This is a genomic window from Bacillus pretiosus, assembly GCF_051294775.1.
GTDB lineage: Bacteria > Bacillota > Bacilli > Bacillales > Bacillaceae_G > Bacillus_A > Bacillus_A wiedmannii.
Window position 1 is genome coordinate 137,629 of sequence record NZ_JBPPHF010000005.1, and the last position, 26,106, is coordinate 163,734.

19 protein-coding genes and 5 pseudogenes are annotated in these 26,106 nt (G+C 31.9%); 8 read left to right on the forward strand and 16 right to left on the reverse strand.

Annotation, left to right across the window (positions count from 1 at the left end; genetic code table 11):
• Window positions 1–1,043: 1,043 nt before the first annotated feature.
• Window positions 1,044–1,109 carry a YopX family protein gene (locus ACSG5Z_RS23885; RefSeq protein ID WP_075313364.1) on the reverse strand — a complete coding sequence of 22 codons (66 nt, stop codon included), beginning with the start codon at window positions 1,107–1,109 and terminating at the stop codon, window positions 1,044–1,046.
• Window positions 1,110–1,252: 143 nt separating this feature from the next.
• Between ACSG5Z_RS23885 and ACSG5Z_RS23890 the strand changes: the two genes are divergently transcribed.
• The 3 genes from ACSG5Z_RS23890 to ACSG5Z_RS23900 all read left to right on the forward strand — a co-directional run bounded on the left by ACSG5Z_RS23890 (window position 1,253) and on the right by ACSG5Z_RS23900 (window position 2,913).
• Window positions 1,253–1,486, forward strand: a complete 234-nt coding sequence (locus tag ACSG5Z_RS23890; RefSeq protein ID WP_210627561.1) for a CGEA protein — start codon at window positions 1,253–1,255, stop codon at window positions 1,484–1,486.
• Window positions 1,487–1,658: 172 nt separating this feature from the next.
• Entirely contained in the window at window positions 1,659–1,904 is a 246-nt protein-coding gene (locus ACSG5Z_RS23895; protein WP_048524909.1) for a CGEA protein, read from the forward strand.
• A gap of 31 nt (window positions 1,905–1,935) precedes the next feature.
• Entirely contained in the window at window positions 1,936–2,913 is a 978-nt protein-coding gene (locus ACSG5Z_RS23900; protein WP_435712295.1) for a CgeB family protein, read from the forward strand.
• Between the two features lie 235 nt (window positions 2,914–3,148).
• Here the strand turns inward: ACSG5Z_RS23900 and pseI are convergent.
• The 9 genes and pseudogenes from pseI to ACSG5Z_RS23945 all read right to left on the reverse strand — a co-directional run bounded on the left by pseI (window position 3,149) and on the right by ACSG5Z_RS23945 (window position 12,047).
• Window positions 3,149–4,185, reverse strand: a pseudogene (pseI, locus tag ACSG5Z_RS23905) (pseudaminic acid synthase).
• On the reverse strand, window positions 4,178–4,738 hold the full coding sequence (pseH, locus tag ACSG5Z_RS23910) for a UDP-4-amino-4,6-dideoxy-N-acetyl-beta-L-altrosamine N-acetyltransferase (protein ID WP_195756425.1): 561 nt from the start codon (window positions 4,736–4,738) through the stop codon (window positions 4,178–4,180). Before pseH ends, pseI begins: the two are co-directional and overlap by 8 nt.
• A gap of 1 nt (window position 4,739) precedes the next feature.
• A complete protein-coding gene (gene pseG, locus ACSG5Z_RS23915) occupies window positions 4,740–5,840 on the reverse strand; it encodes a UDP-2,4-diacetamido-2,4,6-trideoxy-beta-L-altropyranose hydrolase (RefSeq protein WP_210627444.1) in 1,101 nt (366 codons plus the stop codon).
• Window positions 5,841–5,879: 39 nt separating this feature from the next.
• Window positions 5,880–7,637 (reverse strand): N-acetylneuraminate synthase family protein, encoded by a 1,758-nt coding sequence (locus tag ACSG5Z_RS23920; protein ID WP_210627441.1) that lies wholly within the window; start codon window positions 7,635–7,637, stop codon window positions 5,880–5,882.
• 9 nt (window positions 7,638–7,646) lie between these two features.
• Entirely contained in the window at window positions 7,647–8,852 is a 1,206-nt protein-coding gene (pseC, locus tag ACSG5Z_RS23925) for a UDP-4-amino-4,6-dideoxy-N-acetyl-beta-L-altrosamine transaminase (RefSeq protein ID WP_435712296.1), read from the reverse strand.
• Window positions 8,852–9,814 (reverse strand): dTDP-glucose 4,6-dehydratase, encoded by a 963-nt coding sequence (locus ACSG5Z_RS23930; protein WP_435712297.1) that lies wholly within the window; start codon window positions 9,812–9,814, stop codon window positions 8,852–8,854. The genes pseC and ACSG5Z_RS23930 overlap by 1 nt, the downstream gene beginning before the upstream one ends.
• Window positions 9,811–10,836 carry an SDR family NAD(P)-dependent oxidoreductase gene (locus tag ACSG5Z_RS23935; protein WP_000465151.1) on the reverse strand — a complete coding sequence of 342 codons (1,026 nt, stop codon included), beginning with the start codon at window positions 10,834–10,836 and terminating at the stop codon, window positions 9,811–9,813. Before ACSG5Z_RS23935 ends, ACSG5Z_RS23930 begins: the two co-directional genes overlap by 4 nt.
• A gap of 239 nt (window positions 10,837–11,075) precedes the next feature.
• A pseudogene (locus ACSG5Z_RS23940) lies at window positions 11,076–11,275 on the reverse strand (CDP-glycerol glycerophosphotransferase family protein); the annotation flags it as partial.
• Between the two features lie 4 nt (window positions 11,276–11,279).
• Window positions 11,280–12,047, reverse strand: coding sequence for a glycosyltransferase family 2 protein (locus ACSG5Z_RS23945; RefSeq protein WP_435712298.1), 768 nt, complete (start codon window positions 12,045–12,047; stop codon window positions 11,280–11,282).
• 290 nt (window positions 12,048–12,337) lie between these two features.
• Here ACSG5Z_RS23945 and ACSG5Z_RS23950 point away from each other — a divergent pair, with 290 nt between their 5' ends.
• On the forward strand, window positions 12,338–13,627 hold the full coding sequence (locus ACSG5Z_RS23950; RefSeq protein ID WP_435712299.1) for a glycosyltransferase family 2 protein: 1,290 nt from the start codon (window positions 12,338–12,340) through the stop codon (window positions 13,625–13,627).
• Between the two features lie 1,095 nt (window positions 13,628–14,722).
• Here the strand turns inward: ACSG5Z_RS23950 and ACSG5Z_RS23955 are convergent.
• The 3 genes and pseudogenes from ACSG5Z_RS23955 to ACSG5Z_RS23965 form a co-directional block, all read right to left on the reverse strand.
• A pseudogene (locus tag ACSG5Z_RS23955) lies at window positions 14,723–14,869 on the reverse strand (3D domain-containing protein); the annotation flags it as partial.
• Between the two features lie 385 nt (window positions 14,870–15,254).
• Window positions 15,255–16,046, reverse strand: a complete 792-nt coding sequence (locus ACSG5Z_RS23960) for an SDR family oxidoreductase (protein WP_075313321.1) — start codon at window positions 16,044–16,046, stop codon at window positions 15,255–15,257.
• A complete protein-coding gene (locus tag ACSG5Z_RS23965; protein WP_075313319.1) occupies window positions 16,033–16,950 on the reverse strand; it encodes an aldo/keto reductase in 918 nt (305 codons plus the stop codon). The genes ACSG5Z_RS23960 and ACSG5Z_RS23965 overlap by 14 nt, the downstream gene beginning before the upstream one ends.
• Window positions 16,951–17,904: 954 nt before the next feature.
• On the opposite strand from ACSG5Z_RS23965, the gene ACSG5Z_RS23970 reads away from it, so the two are divergent.
• Entirely contained in the window at window positions 17,905–18,915 is a 1,011-nt protein-coding gene (locus tag ACSG5Z_RS23970) for an N-acetylneuraminate synthase family protein (RefSeq protein ID WP_075313315.1), read from the forward strand.
• Window positions 18,915–19,703: an SDR family oxidoreductase gene (locus ACSG5Z_RS23975; protein ID WP_435712300.1), complete on the forward strand. Its 789-nt coding sequence runs from the start codon at window positions 18,915–18,917 to the stop codon at window positions 19,701–19,703. Before ACSG5Z_RS23970 ends, ACSG5Z_RS23975 begins: the two co-directional genes overlap by 1 nt.
• 516 nt (window positions 19,704–20,219) lie before the next feature.
• Here the strand turns inward: ACSG5Z_RS23975 and ACSG5Z_RS23980 are convergent.
• The 3 genes and pseudogenes from ACSG5Z_RS23980 to ACSG5Z_RS23990 form a co-directional block, all read right to left on the reverse strand.
• Window positions 20,220–20,423, reverse strand: a pseudogene (locus ACSG5Z_RS23980) (DDE-type integrase/transposase/recombinase); the annotation flags it as partial.
• Window positions 20,424–20,445: 22 nt separating this feature from the next.
• Window positions 20,446–21,843, reverse strand: coding sequence for a CDP-glycerol glycerophosphotransferase family protein (locus ACSG5Z_RS23985; RefSeq protein ID WP_435712301.1), 1,398 nt, complete (start codon window positions 21,841–21,843; stop codon window positions 20,446–20,448).
• Window positions 21,844–21,847: 4 nt separating this feature from the next.
• A pseudogene (locus ACSG5Z_RS23990) lies at window positions 21,848–22,283 on the reverse strand (glycosyltransferase family 2 protein); the annotation flags it as partial.
• 1,350 nt (window positions 22,284–23,633) lie between these two features.
• Here ACSG5Z_RS23990 and ACSG5Z_RS23995 point away from each other — a divergent pair.
• A complete protein-coding gene (locus ACSG5Z_RS23995) occupies window positions 23,634–24,995 on the forward strand; it encodes a YncE family protein (protein ID WP_435712302.1) in 1,362 nt (453 codons plus the stop codon).
• A gap of 559 nt (window positions 24,996–25,554) precedes the next feature.
• Window positions 25,555–25,821 (forward strand): hypothetical protein, encoded by a 267-nt coding sequence (locus ACSG5Z_RS24000; RefSeq protein ID WP_137035145.1) that lies wholly within the window; start codon window positions 25,555–25,557, stop codon window positions 25,819–25,821.
• Window positions 25,822–26,106 lie beyond the last annotated feature (285 nt).

Genomic DNA, 26,106 nt, shown 5'->3' on the forward strand with positions numbered 1-26,106 from the left:
TATAATCATGTACATTTTTTGTACACGATTTCTTTTTATTGTGTGTGATAGGTAAGGCTTTGATATCATTTCCACCTTTTCCCCCACCTAACGCCGTACGTGTCGGCTTCCCGACATACGACGTCCCATCTTATCCTTTTATACTAAAGCAACTAGATTACAAACAATGTTATACTCACCGATGTATTTATTCCCTTTTCTTACGAAAAGTCCCATCATCTTACTCGATCCTGTGAGTTACATATAGTTGATTTAGTTTTCAACGATCAAGACTAGGGACTATCCCTCCACATTTGTTACATGCTTCATTGATACTGTGTCCCCACCTTCACAAGAATAAAGCAATTTCGGTTCGTTAGAACCGTATTTGCACCTGTCTGCTAGTAGGCTTTGGTGACAGTTTTTTGCTTACCACGTTCCAATTGACTTAGCTATACATATATCCTTAGGTGCTTACTTTAAGCTTGTTATCTTTACATCATCATCGTTAGATGTTCCGAATTTCATATCATTTACTCTTACTTTTCGGTAAATAACGTCGTCATTAACGACATACACATTTCTAATGTATTAATCCTTTAGACCTGTACATTCGCAAGTTCGTCAGTCCTTTATCGGACATTCTCACCATAAATATTTTGTAGCATCCCAACCTATCCATTACCATATGATTTCTCACTTAGGTTTTGTTCAGCCAACTTCACCTAGCTTCATACAATTTGTGACTACTTGCATGTAGGAGTATTAGATAAGTAGTTTCAGCTCAACCTGACGATTTTCATTCCTACTTTCAGTCGAACAGTTGTTGTCATCAAATTGATAAACCTCCTATTTCGTGTTTGCACACTTATAAGAAAACGTGTCGTGCAAATAAGAATTTTATTTATTTTTCTAGTTACTCTGGATTTCCATAAATGCTACCGAAAACTTAAGCCTTCTATCTTATCCTAATCAAATACCGTGTAGCATAATTCCATGTATTCGTTACATCCTACCTTATAATTCCAATCATCATTTGGACCTTGGAATAGCTGATTACTAAATTACACAATATCTTCCTCATAAACCTCCTTACCATTTTTATTTTTTAAACCTGTGTATCGTAGTATTTCACAGTTATCATATTAATCATGAAGGGATAAAACCGGAAAGTGACTTCTAATAGTCCAAGCACTTCATACTGCTACCCCATACAATATAACATGTTTGGAATTTACTACATTATTAAAAATTAGAGTTAGGAGGGTTTAATATGGCAGCATGTACAGGTTTAGCTTGTGTTATATTCTCTGCATGGCCAGTGGGAACAGTTGTTACAGTTACTACTAGATCAGGTCAAATTATTGGTCCTGCTACTTTTGCACAGTTCATTCCGCAAATTTGTGCGGTGATTTTAGTTGAAGAAGATGTGCTAACCCCCTCTTCAACCAATACTATATTCATAAGTTGTGAAGATATAGAAAGCGTTACATTAACCACCCCTTAAGATGATTCAAATGGTTCTAGTTCGATCTATAATTAAGACATTCATTAGAATGTCTTTTTTCATTTCAATAATATACTCTAATTTAAATTTCCCCCTTCTAAAGGTTACTTGTCTACACATCCTTCTACATACTTTCATATGATACAGTATATTGTTTAAAGGAGGGACAAATTTGTTCTTATGCAATTTATTTCGTTGTTCAGGTGGAGTATGTAGTATTTTTAAAAATTTACAACCAGGCGAAGTCGTTACTGTGACTGGTAAATCTGGAAATATTATTGGACCTGCTGTTTTTACAAATTTTAACCCTAATACTTGTATCGTCACATTAGAAGAGGAAAATTCAATTACTCCTCCAACTATAAGTATTACTAAGATCAGTTGTAAAGAAATAGAAAGTGTTACGTTTAGCTCATAATATATTTTATACCTAAAGTAGGGATTGAAATATGAAACTCTTATACATTACTTCTGGTTACTCAAAAATCTATCAATATCTAGATCAAAGCATACAGAGAACACTTATCAATCAAAATTTCGAATGGTTAGCAGTACAGCCGAGTGAATTAATAGAGCAATTGGATTTCATTACAGCAACGTTTCATCCTAATATTGTTTTCACCTTATTAGGTAATTATCTACCGCAAAAAGCAATTCAATATTTTAAAAAAAGGAATATTAAATTAGCTGTCTGGTTAACTGAGGACCCATTTTATATAGATACTTCTCTTCCTCTATTAAATAACTTTGATTTTATATTTACTATTGATAGCGAAGCACTTAAATATTACACAGCTTTAGGATATACCAATGTATATCATTTACCCTTAGCAACTAATATAGATGTATTTAAACCTGGTCTAAAAAATTCAAAATATAAAAGTGAAATATTGTTCATTGGATATCCTTATCCAACCCGAGTGAAATTGATACAGTTTCTTTTGGAAAAAACCCCTTATCACTATACTGTTATTGGTCAACACTGGAGAAATAAGTTAATTAAAAAATGGAAAAATCACCGAAGAATTAAGATTATAGAAGAATGGATTCCACCTCAAGAAGTTGCGTTCTATTATAATAACGCTAGTCTTATATTAAATCCTCATCGTAGTTATCTATTTCCACAGAATAAAAATAAAAATAGAGTAAAAAGTAATACCATTAATAATCGTACATTTGATATCGCAGCTTGCCAAGGCTTTCAAATTATTGAAGAAAAATCTGATCTTTCATCTTTCTTCAATAAAGATGAAATTATATCCTATAAAAGCTTTGAAGACTGTTTAAACAAAATATCTCTTCATTTAAATGATACGATTTCAAAAGGATTAATGGTCGAAAAAATTTACACAAAAGTTATTACACAACATACTTTTCATGAGAGAATCAATTTTATAATGACTATATTACAATCACAGCTTTATTGATTTATTAAATTAAAAATTGCTTTTATAATCATTCCGAATAAATTAAAATGCCTTTTTAATTTTATGAAAAGGCATTTTAATTTATCTTTTTCCGCCAGAAGACTCCTTCCTTAATTTCCCTGAAGGTGTGATTGCACTGATAAATAGATAGGAGATGCATATCGGTTAGCACAAGCTAACATGTTTGCTACTACATACTTGAAATGAATTCCTATTAGTATTTCAGTATACTCTATCAAATTAAATCCCATGAAATAGGTGTTCCTTTATTGATATCTTTACTCGCTTTCTTTCCAATAATTTTGGATAGGTGTTTTGGCAATAAGCCATTACCTGGTCTAATAGCTTTAATATTTTCATTCGTGAATACTTCTCCCGCTTTTATGTCTTCTACAACATATAATGACCTTCTAAACTTTAAAGAGTCTTTTTCTAAATTAGTTGGTCCATAATATACATTACCTAAAGATTCCCATGCTTTTTCAGTTTCACTTACTAATAATTTAAATTCAGCAGGTTCCATTGAAAATTCAGCGTCTACACCTCCGTCAGACCTCGAGAGTGTTAAATGTTTCTCAATTACTGTGGCCCCCAAAGCAACACTTGCTACAGATACCCCTACTCCAAGTGTATGATTTCACATTTAAATAACTCCTTCATATGAGGTATGGTAGCTATATTTGTAGATTTTGGTGATGCAGGATACGTACTTGTACATTTTAATAGAATTAATTCTTTACATCCCTCTTCTCTCGCAGCCCTTACTGTTTCATCTAATTCAGCAATCGAAGCCATACCTGTCGAAATGATTATTGGTTTTCCTGTTGCAGCTACTTTACGTATGAGGGGAATATCTGTATTTTCAAAAGATGCGATTTTATAACAAGAAACATTTAATGATTCTAGAAAATCTACAGCCGTTTCATCAAATGGCGTACTAAATGGTATCATTCCTAATTCTATACAGCGATCAAAAATGGGTTTATGCCACTCCCATGGTGTATAAGCCTCTTTATATAAATGATAAAGTGATTTACCTTTCCATAAGCTTTTTGTATCTTGAATTAAAAAATCACCATTTTCTATATTTAAAGTCATTGTATCAGGTGTATATGTTTGAATTTTAAATCCCTGTGCTCCAGCCACTGCAGCTGCCTCTACAATTTGCAACGCCCTATCTAATGATTGATTATGATTCCCCGACATTTCTGCAATTATAAATGGTGGCAAGCTTTCGCCAATCTCTCTACCTCCGATATATACATTACTCATTTTTTTCACCTTCAAGTTCTTTTTTTATGGCTTCTTTTCTTTCCCTCCATTGTTCATGAAACAGGGTCATTGTAATGACATCAATATAATCATTATCCCTGCAAATATAGTTTTCATATCTTCCATCTTCTTGGAAGCCAAGTTTCTGATGGAAGTTTAAACTAATACGGTTTGATTCTATTATTTCTGCACACACTTTGTGTATGCCTTTTGTTTCAAAAATATAGTCTAATGCTAATAAACCTAATACAGTTCCAGCACGTCTTACGCTTTGCTTTTCACCTATATAAAATCCCCAATAACAAGTCTGATTCATTTCATCTATTTTTGTAAAATTAACAAATCCAATTGGCTTTTCTTTATATGTTAATAATCTTGCAACCTTTGTATCATCCATTTCTAGTTTTTCATACCATTTTAAATGTTCGTCTATTGTAATTTCATGATCTTCATACATAATCGTACGTATTTCTTTTGTATTCCTCCACTTTAAAATAAGTTCTAAATCTTTCTTTTCTAAACTTCTCAATTGAAAATCCCCAATATCTAACATACTATCCTCCTAAAATAATTTTTACTATTTCATCTGAATTACTGGCACACTGTATAGAAAGAGCTTTCTTAGACATTTCTTTCACCATATTAGAATTTGATAAAAGTTTGCTTAGACATTTCGTAATCGTTTCATCCGAAACAGTTTCAGCTGTACCAATATTCCATGTAGCTCCAGCGTTTGCCACAGCCCTAGTTACTTCTATTTGATTTTGAGCAGTTGTAATAGTTATAGAAGGTAATCCAAGAAAGCAGCGTTCCCAGGTAGTTGTGCCTCCAGCTCCTATCCCTAAATCCGCTCGTGCGAGAAGCTCTTCCATATTCTCTATTTGACAATAAAATGAAGCGTTAGAAACACTCTTACAATAAGTTTGAATCTCCTCTTTATGCGGATTTTGACTTCCTACCACAACGTCTATTTTTAAGTTATCTTTATTTATATTTTGTAAGGCTCTTAACGTTTTTAATGTCTCATTTGTTGCATCATGTCCACCAAAAAAAATAAAGATTCGCTCAATTTCTCCTGTTCTTTTTCGTGAAAATTTCTTAGCGGCATGAAACTCTGGCCGTAATACGGCGTATTTAGGTCCCAATTTCACTAATGAGTGCTCTGGTATTAAATCTTTATAGCGAACATTAAGGTTATCATATAAATTTTGGTCTAGTAATAAATCACAGTCATGCATTCGATTTGCAAGATCATCGATTACCATAATCTTTCTTACAGTTTTTCTTAAAGCAGTCTCCCACTTATTATCTAATCCATAATGATCAACAATTAACCAATCAAACTTGGGAAGTTGCGACAAAATATCATTGGTCTGTTGTGCATCAACAAACCAATGATATTTTAGCCAATTCAAATAACTCCCGTGTACTGTACTTGAGAAATTCGTATTTTCACCATCTGCATCTAATAAAAACACATGAAATCCCTTATTTAAAATATATTGCTGCAGATCACCTTGCAGCTTACGGCAAATGAAATAAATCTGAGCACCTTTATTCCGTAACTCATGGGCAAGTGTTAAACAACGCATAATATGACCGGTCCCTATTTCAATAGATGCATCAGCACGAAAGACAATTTTTTTCTCAAGCAAGTTACTCACTCCTCATGAAAAGTACTACGATTTATTAATTTACAATTTTGTTTCTTTATTTAACTCATCTACTAATGATTGTTGATTTGCCCATTTCAATTTCACGTGACTATTGATTTTAATGAGTTCAGGATTTTGATGAATATAATCTTTTATTTGCTGAAAAAGTAAAGGTTCGGCTTTTACATCAAGACTTTTATAAAGTTTATTAAACATATCTAAATCTGGTTGTTCATCTAGTGTTAAGCGCCAAGTGGGGTAACTAAATTCAGAAGGTGTTTTTACAATATTAACCGAAAAAAGATGTGGATTATTAATAAAATAAAATGAAAGGTATTCAGTATACATTAATTGTTTAGATTGCTGAACCAGACGATGAAGTGCTTCAACAGTTATTATGTCGCTATTAATTCCTATCGCGTTGTCCTTAGGTTGTGTGAAATCCGCACCACTTTTTAAATGTTGTTGAATTAAATAGCTAGTGAGTTCAGGCGAAACCGCTGGACAGTCTCCTGTTACACGAATAACAATATTTGCATCTGTCAAATTAGCTGCTTGAATCATGCGTTCGGCAACGTTATCTGGATCTCCTCTTACAATTTTCACTCTGCCATCCATTGTGAATTCTTCAAGAGGATTATCTTCTGAGAGGTGTGAAGTAGCTAGCACTACATTATCAACTTCAGGAATAGCCAAACAATTTAACAAACAACGTTCAATAGAAGGTATTCCATTTATTTTGAGTAATGCTTTTTTTGCTAAACGTGTCGATTTTAAGCGGCATATAACAACAAGGGTAATTTTTGGTTTTTCAATCATATTTGCTGTTATAGGTTCATTAAATTGGATTTTGTTTTTTGCAATCTGGGGTAGCAATTTTTCAGCATTGAAGGGCATGAGAGCTTTTTCATTATCACATCTTTTGTAAGTTGTTTTTTGAATCGGAATAATCTCTCCTTTATTTATTTCTTTATTAGCAATAAGTCTCAATGAGGCATTTTCTATATATTTTCTTTCTGAATTGCTAATTTCAATCTGTCCCATAACAACTTCACTCTGCCGTATTTTTGTTACCATTCTTTTAAATTCATGAGGCTCTAATGAAGAATAATAATCGTAGCCTTTATCTGACCGTTTCAGAGTAATATGTTTTTCTATGACAGTAGCTCCTGCAAAGTATGCGTAAGAAGGTAACTCTATAGCTAAAGGTTCATCAGCATCTTCATGATCAGCAAAACCAACTTCTAAATTGTAGCGATTCTTCAAATAAATAATTCGTTTTAAGTTGACATCTTCCGTTCTAGTCGGATAGCCTTGAAATCCATGCATCAAAATAAATTTATTATTTAAATGTTTCTCAATAAAAGATAACATTTGATCAATTTCAGTATCGTACCATCCCCCTACACCAATAAGAATTGTTTTATGAAAGTACTTCAATTCTTTTATCAGATCATTTGATTGTAAAACAGTAGATGGAAGTTTAATTCCATCAATTAAATCTTTAAAATAATGTAAAAGTTCTATTCCCCACGAATCAAATATATCCACCCATACTTCTAACCCTAATTTCTTTGCCATCTCTACACTGTTCTTCCATGTTTTTTTATTTATAAACAATTTAAGATAATCTTTATAGTATGAATAGTCAGGAACAGCCAAATGATCATATTTAAACCATTGAAATTTCACACCGTCAGCTCCACAATCTGCTGCAGCTTGAATTAATTCTTTTAAATATTTTTCATTTCCCTGATGGGCATTAGCAATTTCAGCAATAATCTTTACTTGATTCATACGATCCTCCTATTTTGAATTTTTAGAATAATATCTTAACACCTTCTTCACGGCAGTTATAACATGCTTTACATCATCCTTTGTCATTTTAGGAAATAGGGGAAGCGTAATAATTTCCTCATATAAATTTTCTGCTTCCGGACAAATGCCTTTTCTATAACCTAATTTTTGATAAAACGGTTGTAGATGTACGGGTATATAGTGCACATTCACACCGATATTTTCTTTTTGTAATGCCTCGTAAATTTCTTTTCGATTACATTTTAATAATTTAGTATTTAAACGAATAATATAAAGGTGCCAACTTGAGTCGGTTTTGGGCAATTGCTTTGGTGTGATGATTTCAGATAAACAACTAAATTCTTTATTATAGATGTCTACATATTTCTTTCGAATCTTAATAAAAGAGTCTAATTTTCTTAACTGTGATAAGCCAAGAGCAGCTTGTATATCAGTTATTCTGTAGTTGTAACCTAAGAATTGCATTTCATAATACCAAGATCCATGATTTTCAAGAAGTTTTTGAGGGTTCCTTTCAATTCCATGTGTACGGAATTGAACAAGTTTTTCATAAAACAGAGGATTATTTGTAGTAATTACTCCACCCTCTCCTGTAGTAATATGTTTCACCGGATGGAAACTAAACATTGTCATATCACCAATAGAACCAATCTTTTTATTTTTATATGTGGCTCCTAATGCGTGGGCTGCATCTTCAATAATAATCAAATCATTTTCTTTTGCTATTTTTTGTATTACATCTAACTCTACAGGCTGCCCAGTAAAGTGTACGGGAATGATGGCTTTTGTTTTGTTTGTAATCTTTTCCTCTATAGATTTAGGACTAATGTTATATGTTTCATTGTCAATATCTGCGAATACTGGCTTTCCACCCTGGTATAAAATACAATTTGCACTTGCTACAAATGTCATTGGAGTTGTAATTACCTCATCTCCCTCAGTTATGCCAGCTGCATAGCAAGCAGCATGCAGAGCAGCTGTACCATTTGAAAAAGAAACAGCGTATTTTGCTCCCACATATTTCGCTATAGCCTCCTCAAACTGTTGAATCGTTGGCCCTGTCGTTAAAAAATCCCCTTTTAATACATCTACAACCGCCTGAATGTCATGTTCATCAATTTGTTGTTGACCATATGGCAAATATGTTTCTCTAACAGGCTTTCCTCCATGTATACCGAGAATTTCCCTTACCATTATTCTTTCTCCTTAGGGTTACTTTTTAAAGATTTAATCCACTCTTCTGTTTTAATAACTCCATCTTCTAAAGAAACTTTCGGTTCCCAACTCAATATTGTTTTTGCTTTTTCATAGTTACATAATAATTTTTGAATTTCACTTTGTGGATGGATATGAGTTACATGTTGAATACTTACTTTATTTCCTGAAATCAATTCTGCTAATTTATTAATTGATATATCTTGTCCTGTTCCTGCGTTAATAATATGACCATTTGCTTTTGAAGAGTATCCTGCTGCCACAACAAAATCCGCACAATCTTCAACATATAAAAGATCTCTCGTTTGTTTCCCATCTCCATAAATATTTAGTGGTACATTATCTAATTTATTATTTATAAAAATAGCAACAACCCCACCTTCACCACCAGTTTTCTGGAATGGGCCATACGTATTAAATGGACGAATAACCACAACTGGCAGCTTGTAAGCATAATAGTAAGATAAAACCATGTTTTCAGCAGCAATTTTTGATCCAGCATATGGAGAAGCTGGTTTAATCGGGTCTAATTCTGATATTCCTTGTATATTAGTAGCTTTATCGTATACCATACACGTACTCATAAAGACCATTTTGACATTATGCTTATGACATTGTTCTAACAAATTAAAAGTACCTACTGTATCATTTTCAAAAGTTGTTCTAGCATCGTCTATACTATCTTGAACATTAATACTCGCTGCCAAATGACAACAAAGGTCAAATGAATTATTTTCAAATAATTGAGCAACTAATTTTTTATCTTTAATATCTCCTTGAATGCATTGTTTTAAATTTAGATCGTGTGCAAACTCGGTAATATTTGCAGTAGTTGAATTTGCTAAGTTGTCTAATATCCATACTTCATGCTTATCCTGCAATAATCTCTTTACAACCCACCTACCAATAAAACCTGCACCACCAGTTACTAATATTTTCATAGTTTCTCCCCTCCTGTTAATAGTTGCTGGTTTAATATTAAATTTCTAAGCTCTTCTTTTGAAATAGCATTTTGATTATCAGAACGGTAAAACCCTGCCTTCGCCCTTTTTGCATTTTCATATTGAGCACCCTTTTTTAATGGGCTAGGAATGATAAACATATCTGGTAATTCAAAAGCCTGTAAAGATTCATCATGTGTCATAAGTTCTTCATACATTTTTTCACCAGGTTTTAACCCAATTTCTTCAATTTTAATATTCTCCTTGGGCAATCCATATAACTTTGTAACTTCTTCTATCATCACTTCACTTAAATCGTTTAATGAAATAACTGGCATTTTTAATATAAAAGTTTCACCACCCTTTGCTATTTTCATTGCTTCAATTGTTAACATAGTTGCTTGGGTCAGTGTCATCATAAATCTACTCATACTAAGATCCGTTACAGTTATTTTTTGGTTTTCTTTAATTTGATTTTCAAATAAAGGAATGACAGAGCCTCTTGACCCCATAACATTTCCGAAGCGAACACTTGCAAATATCGTTTCACTTGAACCTTTTGAATATTCCGCTGACGTAATCAATCTTTCAGCAGTCAATTTTGTTGCACCGTAATTATTTGTTGGTGAAATCGCTTTATCAGAACTTGTAAAAACTACCTTTTTTACTTTCTGAGCAATTGCCGCTTTTATTACATTTTGTGTTCCAAAAATATTGGTCAAAACTGCTTCAAACGGATTATATTCACAAAACGAAACATGCTTCATCGCTGCCACATGGAACACATAATCAATATTTTCCATTGCACTATATAATCGATCGTAATTTCGAATATCCCCAATTAAATAGCGAATATTTTGATTTCTCCCCCTGAGTTCTTCTTGTAATAAAAATTGATTATATTCACTTCTACTAAAAATCCTTACAACTTTAGGCTTTTCTTCTAGAATATTAGAAAGAATGCTCTTTCCAATTGTTCCTGTTCCACCAATAATTAAAATGTTTTTATCTTTAAAAAACATATAAATGCATACCTCCTCTTATTGAAATAATTTTTAGTCAAGAAAACTCCTTTCTCAATTTGTATGTAGTGCTATTGCACCAACAAATAGGTGGGAGATAAATTAGCTTTTTGAATAGCAAAACATACGATGCTGTTTTATATTTTTTGTACAGGTTGCTCATTGAAAACTGAAAATATGAGGTTGTTTAAGGAGTTATCTTTGGTTGAAATGAAGACATTTTTTTCAAACTCTAACTACAACTGCGTTTCTTCTATTGGCTCAATGGACAGTTGTTTATAAAAATTATTTACTTTCATATTATTTTTTACATCATCGTCTAAATATTGATAAAAATTACTCAGTAATGGCAAACGGATATTATAATGGTTTAGCTCAGAAAAAACATTTATATATTCTAGATTTTGTGCCCAGTAATTTCTAAATAGATATCACTCAACATTTCACCCTCTTTTTCTTCTTAAGTCTTCTCTTAATTCTTTACATGTTCTTTGTGGCGGTAATAATTGTACAAATTCATTTTTTTCTTCTGCAAATAACTGCGAATGTATTGAATGTGAAGTAATATAATTGATATCTAAAATTTCATCTAAAGGATGAAAATCCCAATAATGATTTAATCTCCAAAAAAAGCGTGCATCTCCTATACGATAAAATTGAGGATCTTCATCCCAGTATGAATTCCACCTTTTTTCAAGAATCGGTAAAACAGAGGCTCTATGCATAATAGAACAATGATCAATTGTACATGGAGCATTATTAGTAATTTTTTTGGCAGCTCTTTCAACAGTTTTAATAGGCAAATCTGATTCATCTAGATGAATCGTTTTTGATGCAGAATAAATAATTTGAACATCTTTATTCTCATCAAGATAACTAGACATCTTTTTGAGCCGTTCTTTTTCATATTGATTATCATCAGTAATATAAGTAATATACTCCCCCTTCGCATACTTAAGAGCCTCATTAATTAAAGCCGCATATCTGACTTTTTTTGTCCGTTCAGAAATATGGGCCACATTACTTTTATAAAAATGTACATTTTCCTTATTTATAAATGGTTGAATTACCTTCTGGGTCATTTCATTAGAATTATCATCCATGATAAAAAGCTCAAAATCTTGAAAAGTTTGGTTTAATACACTTAATATCGATTTTTCAACAAACGTAGGCTTATTGTAACTTGTCATTATAACTGAAATTTTAGGCAAATATTCCTCTCCTCCTTATAACCAAATACAAAAACAGTTACGTTATTATATAAACAGAAAGGACAATCCGTTCCGATAATTTTTAAAAAAATTTATATATATATTAAAGTCTATAGCAGCGTTTATATTTATCTATATATCTTTTTTTACTCCACTATAGTCCATACCATATCTATGAAAAGGTAATAAACTATCCAAGTACAAAAAAGAATGTATCAATAAAGGTTTATTATTATCTATTAGACTTCGCTAGAAAAAAACATTCAATATTCTCAGAAGAGGTGACGATTTTGCAACCCCTAATTTCAATTATCCTTACTAGCTATAATAAGCCATCATTAATTAATCAAGTTATTGAAAGTGTCCTAATGCAAACTTATAAAGAATGGGAACTTTTTATTATGGATGATAACTCTTGTCCAGAAACTATAAATATTATAAAAAATTATTTAGATGACCCTCGAATTTATTATGAAAATAGTTTTATACAAGATAATGAGAGATATAAAACCACAAGATATGCTACTCTCATCAATAAGGCACTTCCATTAACACGTGGGGAGTATATTTGCTATTTAACGGACGATACTATGTACGTTCCAAACAGATTAGCTGAAATGTTATCTTTCTTAGAAAAACATCCTGAAATTGATGTAGTGTACTCTTCTCAATACGTAAAATATGTTGATTATAATCTACAACCTATTCATGAATATGTAAGAGAAGCTTCAAAAATTTTATATACAGCTGCAAATGTTGTGGATCACTGTTCAGTTATGCATACTAGAAGAATATTATTAAAGGTTTATGAAAAATACTGTGAATATTGGGATACAAATCCTTTATATTGGTTTGTTGGAGATGCGATGTTTTGGAAACGCCTAAATACATTCCAGCCTTTTTATCCCATTAACAAAGTGCTCGATATTACTTTTAAAACACCATTTTCCTTCCAAAATTTATATGCTAACCTCCCTTCCAAAGATTTAAATGGTATTTTGTTTAGCAATTCACAAGGTGAAGTATTTTTAATTGATAATTATAAACGTAGGCTTATATCGAAAGAAATGCTTTCCTACTTCAAATATAATCAAAATGAAATTGTCTCAATCCCTGATCCCTTTATCTACAAATATACTGAAGGTCCTCCCATAACCCTTACTGAATCAATCCCAAATCTACGGGTTGTGCAAAACGAAAAAGAAGAGTTATTTTATATAGAAAACAATCAAAAACGTCCATTCATTAATACAATAGCATTTCGCAAACTAAAATTTTCAACTCAAGAAATTATTAAAGTTTCACAAAGTAGTTTAGATCAATTCTCAGATGGACCACCTATTTATCCGAATTTATCTCATTACACGATTCTACCCGAAGGAAAAGTATTTATCTATCATCACAATTATTTCATAATGACAGATTACATGCTTCATCCAATAGATAAAGACATATTGCAAAAACTATATTTATTAAAGAACTGTATACCGATTTCAAAAACTAGTTTATCCCACTTTAAGATTGGTCCTCCTATTTCATCATACCCCTCTCACTTAGCTAAAGAATACCGAGAAGAATGACATAAGAGGATAGTGCCCATAAGAGATATTGCTTCAAAAAATAGAATGAGTTAATACAGGTAGTAGCGACTCTCAATATTAATAAATTAGACATATCAGCTTACCGAATACATCTATGAAATCCTAAGAAGATAAGTTAGTAAAAACTCTTAAAGATATCTAAATACTACACTTCACATATCACCAAATGTATATAGAGCTACAAGTGATTTAAATCATTCATGTTCATTTAATAGAGGGCCTCGGTTCTCTATTTTAACGAATTCTTCGAAAGAGTTCTCCTTCCTCAAGCGTGTGAAAGGCGATAGTCCAACGGTAGGTGGGTGATGAATTTCGGTTTGGCATAGCTAAAAAATTTTGATAAAACTAGCTATATGAAGTTCTTTGATAACTTGATATATAAGGTTGCAGGAAGAAAATAGAATGCGCAAACCAAACCATTCGGTTCCTGTGTAAAATATCAATCATACCAAAGGAGCGTCCAAACGTTGGACATCTAGGGTTGGAACACCCGGAAGTGGCGAGTAGTTCACTACATGAAACTCCAAATTAGTCTTATATACCAACTTCGAGCTACTATTGGATGGCTAAATATAGACCGCTCTAAATGAACATTAACACTATACACATAGTGTTAATGTTCTTGATTAAATATTAGTAATAGTAAGTATAAATATTATTAATTTACTATATCTTACATTTATGTAAAAAATGATATATGTTAAGCTTTTTCTAGGCATTACAACTAAATTCTACTTAACATTATTATCTTATACATAATAATTGCATTGCTATAAATATCACAGGTAAACAATCTCCCCTGCGCTTGATTGGATAAATTACCTCTAAAATAATAGTTGTTGCTTTTTACTATTAATAAGAGTGCAAGAAATCTATTCTTTTTACATTTAATATATAAACATGATACAAATTGTATTTTTTCATTTTCCATTAAAATTTTGGTCCTATTTTGGAAATAACCCTCTTAAAATACCTAAATCATATTAACAAAGTTTTTCAATGAGTTGCACTAACTCAAAAATAGAAGTCAGTCTCAATAAAGAGAACTAACTTCTATTTGTGTTACCATGAATATCATAGAATTTTCACTTTAACCGTTTGTCTTCCCCAATTTATAGCCTTACTTTTTGAACCTACTAAAACATCAATACGATTACCTTTAATTGTACTACCGGTATCACCAGCGATTGCTTCACCATAATTTTCTACCCATACTTTTGATTCCGTAGTTGGCTTTTCACGTACGTTGAGTACATCCGCTATTACGATGGTTTCTGCGGTAACAGATGTTGTAAAAGTCCCCCGTCCAAAAACTGTTGCTGTTGCTGCGCCAATTATTTTTTCTTATTAGCCTCCATTATGTTTTTTTTGACTTCTATCTATATCAAATACTTCCTTAAAATTAGGAAATTTCACAGAATAACAAAGTATTTGTAACGATAATTTTATCAATATAATCTAATATAACATTATTAACTAAGGCTCTTTTCACTCCTAGATTGTCAAATTTTCACTATAACTAAAAAATCACTTCATCTTATATAAAATGAGAAGATTTTTTCAGTGGAAAGGTTTCTTGTTACATTCTTGACTTTCTAGCGATGTTTTACCACGATGTCCAGCCACCATCAATGCAAATATTTTGCCCCGTTACATAACTTGAAGCATTAGATGCAAGAAAAACAATCAACCCTTGTAATTCCTGGGGATTTCCAATACGACCTAGCGCTGTTTTTTTATTTAAATTTCGAATAAATTCTTTATTTTTCTGAACTTCTGTATTAGGAAATGGACCTGGAGAGATAGAATTAGCTCTAATTCCTTTTAAACCATAGTGACACGCAAGATACCGAGTAAACTGTATGATAGCAGCTTTTCCTGCTCCATAATTCGGAGGATTATTAAAGCCTGAATCGCCGTAAATAGAAGGGTCTGGGGAAACAACACCATACATTGAAGAGATATTAATAATATTTCCTTTATTCTTCGGTAGCATATATTGTAATGCCTTTTTAGTAACCCGAAACACATTATTTATGGAACCATCAATCCCTGTTTCCCACTCCCAATCTGTCATTTCTTCAATAGTTTTTCCTGCTCCAAAGTAAGCATTATTAATAAGAATATCTATCTTATTAACTGAATTATAAATCTCTTCAAATGTATGGTTTATTGAATTACTATCTGAAACATCTAGAGCATATCCCTGACATTTCACATTATATTTTTGATTTAACTGATCAGCTAAATTCATACATTTTTCTTTGCTTCTACTAACTATCATAACGTTTGCGCCATACTTAGCCAGACCTTCGGCAATTGCAGAACCAAGATAACCAGATCCACCAGTAACAATTGCATTCTGACCTTTTAAACTAAATAATTCATGTTGATTCATTACTCATCCTCCATAAGTTCGGATTAATAATTATCTCAGGTATATCCTTAAATAACTCCTTTGCAGTATTAAGAACTTTCTCTTCTAATAAAGGTGAATTACAGATTTGAATATTTTCTTTTAATTGATCTACTGTTTCACATCCAATAATAATTTTGTCAACTTCTTTCAATTCTCGAACAAATAATAAAGCTAATTGTGCTCTACTTAAATTGAACTCCTGAGCTAAAAACTCAAAATCTTTTAGTGGTTTTTTAGCGTCTTGTAAATAATCGGGGATTTTTTCCACATCCATTAATAGCAACCCTTGAAGATATGGACTTCTAGCATGTATTTCTATTCCTTTTGTTTTCAGTTTTTGTAGTAGGCCTGAATAAATTAGACGTTGATCAAATATATTTAAAGGGACTTGAATCATATCAAAACAATCAAATTCCAAAAAACTCTTAACTTCATCAGGTGTATAAACGGACACACCTATCTTTTTGATTGCTCCCTTTAATTTCAATGTATTTAATTTCCGAATGATATATCCATTATGTGAAACCATATTTTTAGAATCATGTAACAAGCAACAGTCTATACTGTTTGTTTTCAAATTCATCATAGATTGTTTAATATATTTATCAATTAAGCTATCCAAATGCTCAATACCAATATTTTCAGAATCAATCGTAGGAATTTTAGTTACAACCTGAAAAATTTTTTCAGTTGTTTTACTTGAGATATATTCACCTATAATAGCCTCACTATTTCCATAAGAAGCCGCTGTGTCTAACACATCAATACCATTATTTATAGCATATTGAATAATATTTAAAGCCTCTTCCCTATCAGGCTTACCCATTATATTTCCTATTCCATAATGAAGACCCAGCTGAATAGTACCTAATGCTAATTTCATAAAGCACCTCCATAATAACCACTTAGACTAGTTAGATATTTTAAACAAAATGACGATACATATTTACATTGAACTGCCCCCACCTTCACTCTCCGTTTAGAGGAGGAGCTTTTCTCGTTCAAATGATAAAAATTTCTTATTTATTTTTAGTTATCAAGATCGCGTATAAAGATGTTGATGTAAAAAGAATACAACCTGAAATTTTTGGGTTGAATGTATATAGAATCTGCGGCTCGTTACGTCACAGATTCAACGAAGACGTTTCTTCAGCATTTTCTATACGTACGATACGACCAAGAAAGAATGGACTTATCTTTTATATCCTTGTGAAAACGAAAATCAAATTTGTTCCTATTAGCTACTTGGTGCAACATGCCTTAGATAAAGTGACTCTTCCATCAACGGAGCCTTACTACCCGCAAATAACGGGATAAAACAGGTAAATAGTACCCCCAGTCACTGCCACTTGGTACAAATCATTTTGGATCTTGGATAATTAAAAGCTCACTTGAAAAATGCTACAATGATACGATTGCACAATCTAATACATTGAACGTTCATAAAGCATTAATAGAAAACTACTAATTAATATTTCTCTGCCGGAAATTAAAACAAATATTCCCCATTTATTGAATAATAATTTTGAAAATTACTTATTTCACGTTCTAAATTCGTTTATTAGTTCATACGTTATTAAAGGTGTTGAAAAATAAAAAAGCAAAAGATTTAAAATATCATAAAAAGAGTTCAGATGATGCTTTAAAAGAACTAGGTATGTCTTCTCCTAAATAAACACTGCAGTTGTCATAGCATGTAATTATTTACACTTCACTTCTGTTTAAACATTTCTTAATAAAAAATCATGCTAACAATCCCTTACAAATTCACTTAAGAAATTACATACTATACAACTGCTGCAATTTTGTAGTTACCTTAAGAAAGGACAGATTGCTGATGCAGAAATTTAGTATTAATAGAAAGCTAATTGGTGCTGATTCATCAGTTTTTGTAATTGCCGAGGCCGGAATTAATCATGCAGGTTCATTTATTGAAGCGAAAAAAATGGTCGAGGTTGCCAACTCAAGTATGGCTGATGCAGTTACATTTCAGCATATAGCCTATAATGACATTGATTGTAGAAAATCTTCTAAGACCAAATTAGATTGGGATAAATGGAGATTATCAGACGAACAGATTATCGAATTGTTTGATACTGCACATAGATTGGGATTATCTACGACTGCTTGTGTAGTAGATTTTAAATCTCTTGAGTTTATTGTCAAGTCGGGTGCTGACTTTCTTAAAATAGTTAGCGGGGATATTACATGCCACCCCTTTTTGGCTGAATGTGCAAAAACTGGTTTACCTATATTTCTTTCTACTGGAAGCGCATTGTTACCTGAAATAGAAGCTGCTTTAGAAGTGATTGAAAAATCTGGTGGAAAAAATGTCGTTGTATATCAAACTAATACTAAATATCCGACTCCACCTAATGAAGTTGATCTTAGAGTAATGGAAACACTAAAAAAATTTAATTATCCAGTAGGCTTCTGTGATCACACTGCAGGAACAGCTATCTCCTTAGCAGCAGTGACGTTAGGTGCTCACGTTATAGAAAAGCATTTCAGTTTAGACGCTACAATAAAAAGACCCGACTATGAAGTTTCTATTAATCCTCATGAATTAAATCAATTTGTAACTGATATACGTAATATTAAAAAAGCAATGGGTGTGCCCATAAAGCGCCGGCATACGGATGACGCAAATTTTATATTAACTCGTAGGTCCTTGGTAGCCTGTAATGATATGGCTAAAGGTACAAAAATTCAATGGAGTGATTTAACATATAAACGCCCTGGAACAGGTACCCAACCTTCAGAAGCAAAGAATTTTATAGGTAGAACTTTAAAATATGATGTAAGTAAAGATGATCAATTATATGAAGATATGTTGGAGGAGATTTAATGAATAAAATTGAGAGACGTACCGCATTAGTGTTAGCTAGTTCTGATGGACTTGGTTTAGCAGTCGCTAAAAGATTATACTGTGATGGACATGATGTCATTATTACAAGTAGAAGTGAAAAATTAGAAAAAGCTAAAAAAGAAATTTGTGCTATTGGTAATAAAGGAGAAGTTCTAGCAATCCCATCCGACGTAACTAACATCGAAGATTTAAATAAACTTATTATGCAAGGAAAAAATCAACTGGGTAATATTGATATTTTATTTACCAATGTGGCTGGTCCTAAAGCTGGAACGATAGAGGATTTAACTATTGAAGATTTCTGTAAAGCACACAATGATCTGTTATTGCCCGTCATTTATTTAACTAAACAATTAATTCCTGATATGTGCTCTCGTAAATGGGGCAGGATTATTATAAATTCTTCCATTACTGCAAAAGAGCCTTCAAAAATGCTTACCTTATCAAATATATATAGGGCTGGACTAGCTTCTCTTTCGAAAACTCTTTCTCATCAATTCGCTAGTTATGGAGTTACAGTTAATACTGTTGGACCTGGTTCTTTCAAAACTGCTCGCGCATCAGAATTATTAAATGAAATGTCTAAAACACAAAAACGTAATGTTGAAGATATTGAATTAGAAATTACACAAAATTTACCAATGAAGAGGTATAATGAACCAATAGAATTTGGCAATGTTGTAGCTTTTTTAGCTAGTGATGCTGCAAGTGCTATTACAGGTACTTTTATTCCAATTGATGGTGGAATTTCTCATGGGGTATTCTAAACAAATAGATATTTACTATTATCCCAAAGTACTAAATGCTCAAATCAAGTTTTTTCTATATTGTGATCCCTTCTATTAGTAAAGCAAGTTTTTTATCAAATTCGACTGGGACCATTCGGTCAGGTGTTAAACCCATCTAAAAAGAAAAATAACGCTAAAAAATTGCTTTTTTTCCATAAGAATACTTAATCATTTAACCATTTTGATATAATTATTTAATTGTATCAGAACCCCAAAAAACTACTTATTTAACACATATTAATACACTTTTAACTTCAAGACTAAAAGAAGAGCGAACTGTATTTTCATTCTCATAAGAAAAAATTAAGAAACGCACTGATTTCATAATAACAAACTTCTCCCACACATCTTGGCCCTCAGGAAATTTCATATTGTATTGAAATTTCTATCCAGACGAAGTTCTAGATTGAAAATATTGGTTCTGTTGCAAAATTAACTACAATGGAAAAGATCTGTGGTTGAAGAAAATAAATTTTATACAGGCAGCTATAATTTCTATAATTCATTGTATATCGAAAAAACGGAGTTTGGTTGAAGACTCCGTTTTTTATATAAGGAATGAATAGTTTCAATTCCTTTTATTGTACTTGAGGTTTGAAGAGAGTTTTGAAATCTTGAGGATCTAGCAAAACGACGTTTTACGTGTCTATGGTCTTGTTCGATACGATTTTTTAGATGTTTAGCTGTATAATCCATGGTGTTTTATAAAGATTTTTCAATTTTACATACTTCGAGATAAATCCTGTAATTTTTGAGTAGCTGTTGTTTGAGGGTAATTTTTCTGTATGAAATAATCCCTTAATTGTTTAGCAGTTGCAGAATATGAAGAATCATATAAAACTTTTTCGATTGTCTGTATCATGTTTTCAATAGAATGGGTCACAAGCCAGCTTAATTCATCGTAATATTTATAATCTCTCTCCTCTGACTTAGATTTATAAACAACTACCGGTGTATCCAATAACATAGCCTCTAATCCTACTGTTGAATTAGAAATAACTACAAGATCTGAATTAGAAATGACATCATAAATACTTACTTCAGTTGTAATATACTTGACATTAGGGTATACCTTACTTAAATGAATATATTCGCTCACTAAATTACGACCTTTTTCCCAAGGGTGAGGCTTTATAATAACTGTAATATTTTTGTCTTTCATCAATTGTTTTGTTAGTTCAACATAAACTTGGGTTTTAAATGGTTGCGTTGCTATAAAGATTATTTTCTTAGAGGGATCTATATTTAGTTTCTTACAAAGTACTTTTTTTTCTAAATGCTTCTTTTCAAAGATATCATCATATCTTGGGTGTCCCAATATCTCGATTTGAGAATCCGCTCCACCTCTTCGAAAATACCACTCTCGTTCATACTCTCCATATACAATCTGTTTCGTAGCGAAAATTGGAAAAAACGCTTCTTCTCCCATTATGGCCCCATGCTGAAGACAATAACTTGGAATCCCCTTACTTTTAGAGATAAGAGTAAGTACTCGGTTCGTTATATCTTCTGTTGTACCAACAATCACACTCGAGATATCATGTTCTTCAAAAATAAAATATGCCATATTAATTTTTTCAATCATGATAGGAAGATCATTGAGTAGTTTTGTTTGAAAAAATTTATTAGAAAATAACGGATGTTCTTTACATGTTGAAAAAATTTTTTGAGCTTTTTCAATGAAAATATGAGAACTATCAGGAACTTTATTTGTATAATCCAGTGTGCAAATCGTAGGGAGACCATAAAGCTCGCTTTTTTTTGCTCTTGTTAATATTTTTGTAAAATCAGGATTAAAATGAGAAAAATTACCTGCTGAAAAACGAAGATAATCAGTATTAAGCAATACAATTCCATCTGGTCCTCTTTTTTTTGTCGTTTGCTCAAGCAGAGGCAACCATTTTTCAAATTCTGACTGCAATTGTTTTTCTTCTATTGGCGCAACTGACAAATGTTTATAAAAATCCTTATTTTCCATCTTTTTTTTAACATCTTCTTCTAAATATTGATAAAAATTACTTAATAAAGGTAAAGAAATGTTATGATGTACTAACTTAGAAAAAACCTTTATATACTCTAAATTTAATAACCAATAATTTTTCAAATAGACTTCACTCAAGATCTCACCCTCTTTTTCTTCTTAAGTCTTCTCTTAATTTCTTACATGTTCTTTATGGTTTAATAATTGTACAAATTCATTTTTTCTTCCACGAATAACCAAAAATGTATCGAGTTTGAATTTATTTAATTTATATCTAAAATCTTATCTATCGGATAAAAACCCAAAAAATGATTCAATCTCAAAAAAACGAGCATACCTTATGCAATAAAATTCTGGTTTTTCATCCCAGTAAGAACCCCATTTTTTTGAATGATTGGTAAAATAGAAGCTCAATGCATGTGATCAATTATATATGGATCATTATTTGTAATCTTTTATGCTGGGCTTTTTACAGTTTTAATAGGCCGAGATGCTTCGTTAATTAAAACTGCATACCTTACTTTTTCTGTTCGTTCTGAAATATGTTGAATATTACTTCTATAAAATTTTATATTTTTTATTAGAACTCTTTACTTAGGAATCTCTCACTTCTAAACGAAGTGAAAGTGGGGGGAGTTCAAACATGTTTGAATTACTTACTAAGTAGGTTTGGTAGAATTATCATCCATAATAAAAACTGCAATACATCGACAATTCTAATTTAATACACTCCGTATCGATTTTTCTACAAACAATGGCATGTTATAACTAGTCATAATAACTATAATTTTAGGCAGCTATTATCCCACTCCTTTTCAATAAATAAAGTTCAGTTATGTTATTATATAAACAAAAAGAACGAACTGTTCCGGTAATTATGATTTTCTTTTTATATACTCCAAAAGATAAAGGCGATATCTTGTTTGTCCATGAATTTTTATTATTTTCCATGAAAATCTATTTCATAAGTAACTTCAATCACAATATGACTTGCTGAGTAGAGAATCTTCTGATGTGAAAGGTAAACCAGGAAAAGGGAACTCACCTACACAGGCGGGTTCCCTTTTTTTAAACATTAGACCAAGTTTTTAATTTTTGCACGGATTCTTTAAACACCTTGCACCGAGAATCGCTCCGACTTTCCTTCGTCTTTATTACAAACTGGTATTATTCTACAGATAATGCATGCATATTTTTCTAATCTCAAATTAGGAGAAAAATCCGTTTAAAATTGTACTAAACAGCTTTATTTTTTCTATTGTATATTTGTAATAAATTTGCATGCTCTATCTTGCTAGTTGATCTTCGAACTATAGAAGGAATTAAGAACAAGTCAAAAATGACCAAATAAAAAAGTCAATTCCTAATGTAGCTATAGCTAAAACTACCATTAATTAATGTAATATACTTTTCACCCTGGATAAATCAGAATATTCAATAATTTTTTTATGTTATCCCCTTCAAACCCAGGAACATTCTAATCTCTTTCAAGACTTACTCCCCCTCACTCCTAGGCGACCACAATCCTCATTATTGACACATATGCAAATTCCGTTTCTGCCATAGCGCTGTGCCACCTTTCATGCTTTGGCTTCTTCGAATTCAATAGCGCTTTATCAGCATGCCTTATTGCTCGACTTAACCTATCGAGATCAATTTTATATTTACCTCAACATGTTTTACCATTATTGGATCAGATTTTATCCCGATTAAAATAACCACGATATGTACAAGCATTAGAAAATAGGAAGCATAATATAGAGCATTGCCACCTATTTGTCTGTTGTATCAACAAGTAGATGCCTTTCAAACATGATTATTCCATAAAAAGGAATAGGTTCTAAAAATATTTTTCTTAATACGGTATGTAATCAACTTTATATACCACATGAAATAACACATAATTTTTAATAAAGGAAGTGAAGTCCATGTTACCTTGCCAAGGTACGTGCAATCAATATGTAGATTTTGAGGTTTTAATTACAGCTCCTGAAGGATATATAATTAATGATACGAATTATACTGGTGCTGTCACCTGGAATACAAACCGATTAAAATGTGCATTTGAACCATGTACGCTACAAACACCGAACCCTTGTCTTCTTCAAACTGATTTACCAGATGGTTCCTATCCAGTACACAGTGTTCGCATATATGGCGTACTTACAATGCTTGTTAGTATTTCTCCTGTTCAAAATCAATATGGACAAGGAGATGCAGCTTTTTCTAAATGGCATAAATTCTCCATCAATCAGATTGTTTATTATACAACTGATCCAAATTGCTGCTTTGATTTTAGTAGCTTTAAACTTAAGAGTTTAACAGTTACACCACAAGATGAAAATACATTTATCTTAAATGGCACCCTTTCTGTTTTACCAGTGCCACCAAATCCTCCGGTTTATGCTTTTACAGCAAATAGAGATGATAATACTCTTTCAGTAATTAATACAGCAACAAAGACTGTCCAGCATGTAATCAATCTTCCATATCAGCCAATTAAAGTTGCTGTTAATCCAAACAAAACATACACTTTAGTTTTGCACTCAAATGATAATAGTGTTTCTACAATTAATAATGAAACACTTACCATTATCTCTACTTTCTCAATAAACGATCCAATTGATATTGGGTTTTCTCCGGATGGTCAGTTTGCATATATACTAAATATTTCAACTGACTCAATGGAAATTACTACAATTAACCTTCTAACTCAAACCATCTCTAATACTATCTCACTTGGAGGATCTGGATTTTCAAGTATAGCCATTGATCCGAATGGACAATACGCCTACATCGTAAATTATACGACTTGGAGTATTGTAAAAGTTGATCTAAATACAGGAGAAATTGTAGTAGATCTTCCTACTTCAATGGATTATCCAAGCATCATAGAAATTAGTTTGTTTGATGGCCTAGCTTATGTTACAGAAGAACTTCCGGCGACTGGGACCCTTCTTGCAGTTATTGACTTGTCCACTTTTCAAGAGATTGGCAGAATTCTTACCGGAACGTATTACTACTCGTTCCTTGCTCTTTCACCTAATCAGCCTGTAGCTTTGCTAGGAGAAGAAACTATAGATGAAATCAATATTATTGATACAGCACAACAACTATCCACAGGAACGATTTCCATCAATGGTCCAGCAAGTGCTGCCTTTACACCTGATGGGAAATTCATCTATATTGCTCAGCCAGAACAAAATACAGTAACTATTCTTAACTCCGTTGATTATACCGTAAATACAGTAGTAACAGTTGGAGCATCACCTATAAGTATCGCAATATAAAGTTTGATGCTTATTAATATTCAAGAGATACTCAGGATTTCACACTCTACTTATATTAATTTCCTACTCCCCATTATTTCATCTATACAAATAACCGATGCCCTTCTCTCTATTTAATGACTAATCGTTTATTTTTATATGTAAAAATTTATACACGGGACTCCTCTTAAATACTAAAAAACATATTACCTGATAACTCCTGGATATATTCTATAATCCTTTCAGTTACAACTCTCATTAATTTTGCTTATCCATCAATTCATTCCCTATTCCCTACATCTATCTAATCTTCATCAAAGAATCTAATATAAAATTCATAATAAAAGTAAAAAACCGTTCCATATGAAGATTATTTAGGAAAAATGAGTGTAATTTACTGGTTTCTCCTTTTTTCTCATCCTTTTTAAGAAGTTCTTTTAAGTAATTCTATTGCATTCCTGCTAAATAACATTCCCACTAATGAATAACATATTATATAACTATATAAAAACTCTACCAAATCACTAAAGGCATCTCCTTCCCCCTATCGAATTATTGTAGAGGGAAAGGAGATGAATGCATGGAAATCCTAGGACTAGATACGCGCGCATTAGCGAATTTAGGTGCACTTGAATACACAAATCGTCGCAATAAATTAATCGAAGAAGCAGACAATAATATATACGAGTGTAAAGAAATGAAAGAAATACTTCAGACGCTCCCTAAAGAGAAGCAGATTGAGATTCTTGAGAATCAAGCTTATTTTGAAGCAGTGGCAAAGATGATTGAACAAAACAATTTAATTCTTTTAGAACAGATGAAAGCTCTACAACTAATTCAGAAATAACAAACTTATGATTGATTAATTCTACATATGCTTCCATAAATAAAGTATCTTTATCTATACCATCAGCCTCTGTTTTTACAGGGGCTTTTGTTATGCTCTTGTTCATGTTTTGGATTTGTATAGTTTCTTTCACATGTATGAATAGATCTTCTAATAAACCTGGTGTAGACTCTAACTCTTGCTTTTCAATTTCCTCTGTTACAGCACTGATAAATTCCCATAGTATTTTTGCACCTAATAGTTCCGCTAATCGTTTTTCACGCATTTCAAATGTTTTCATGTTCA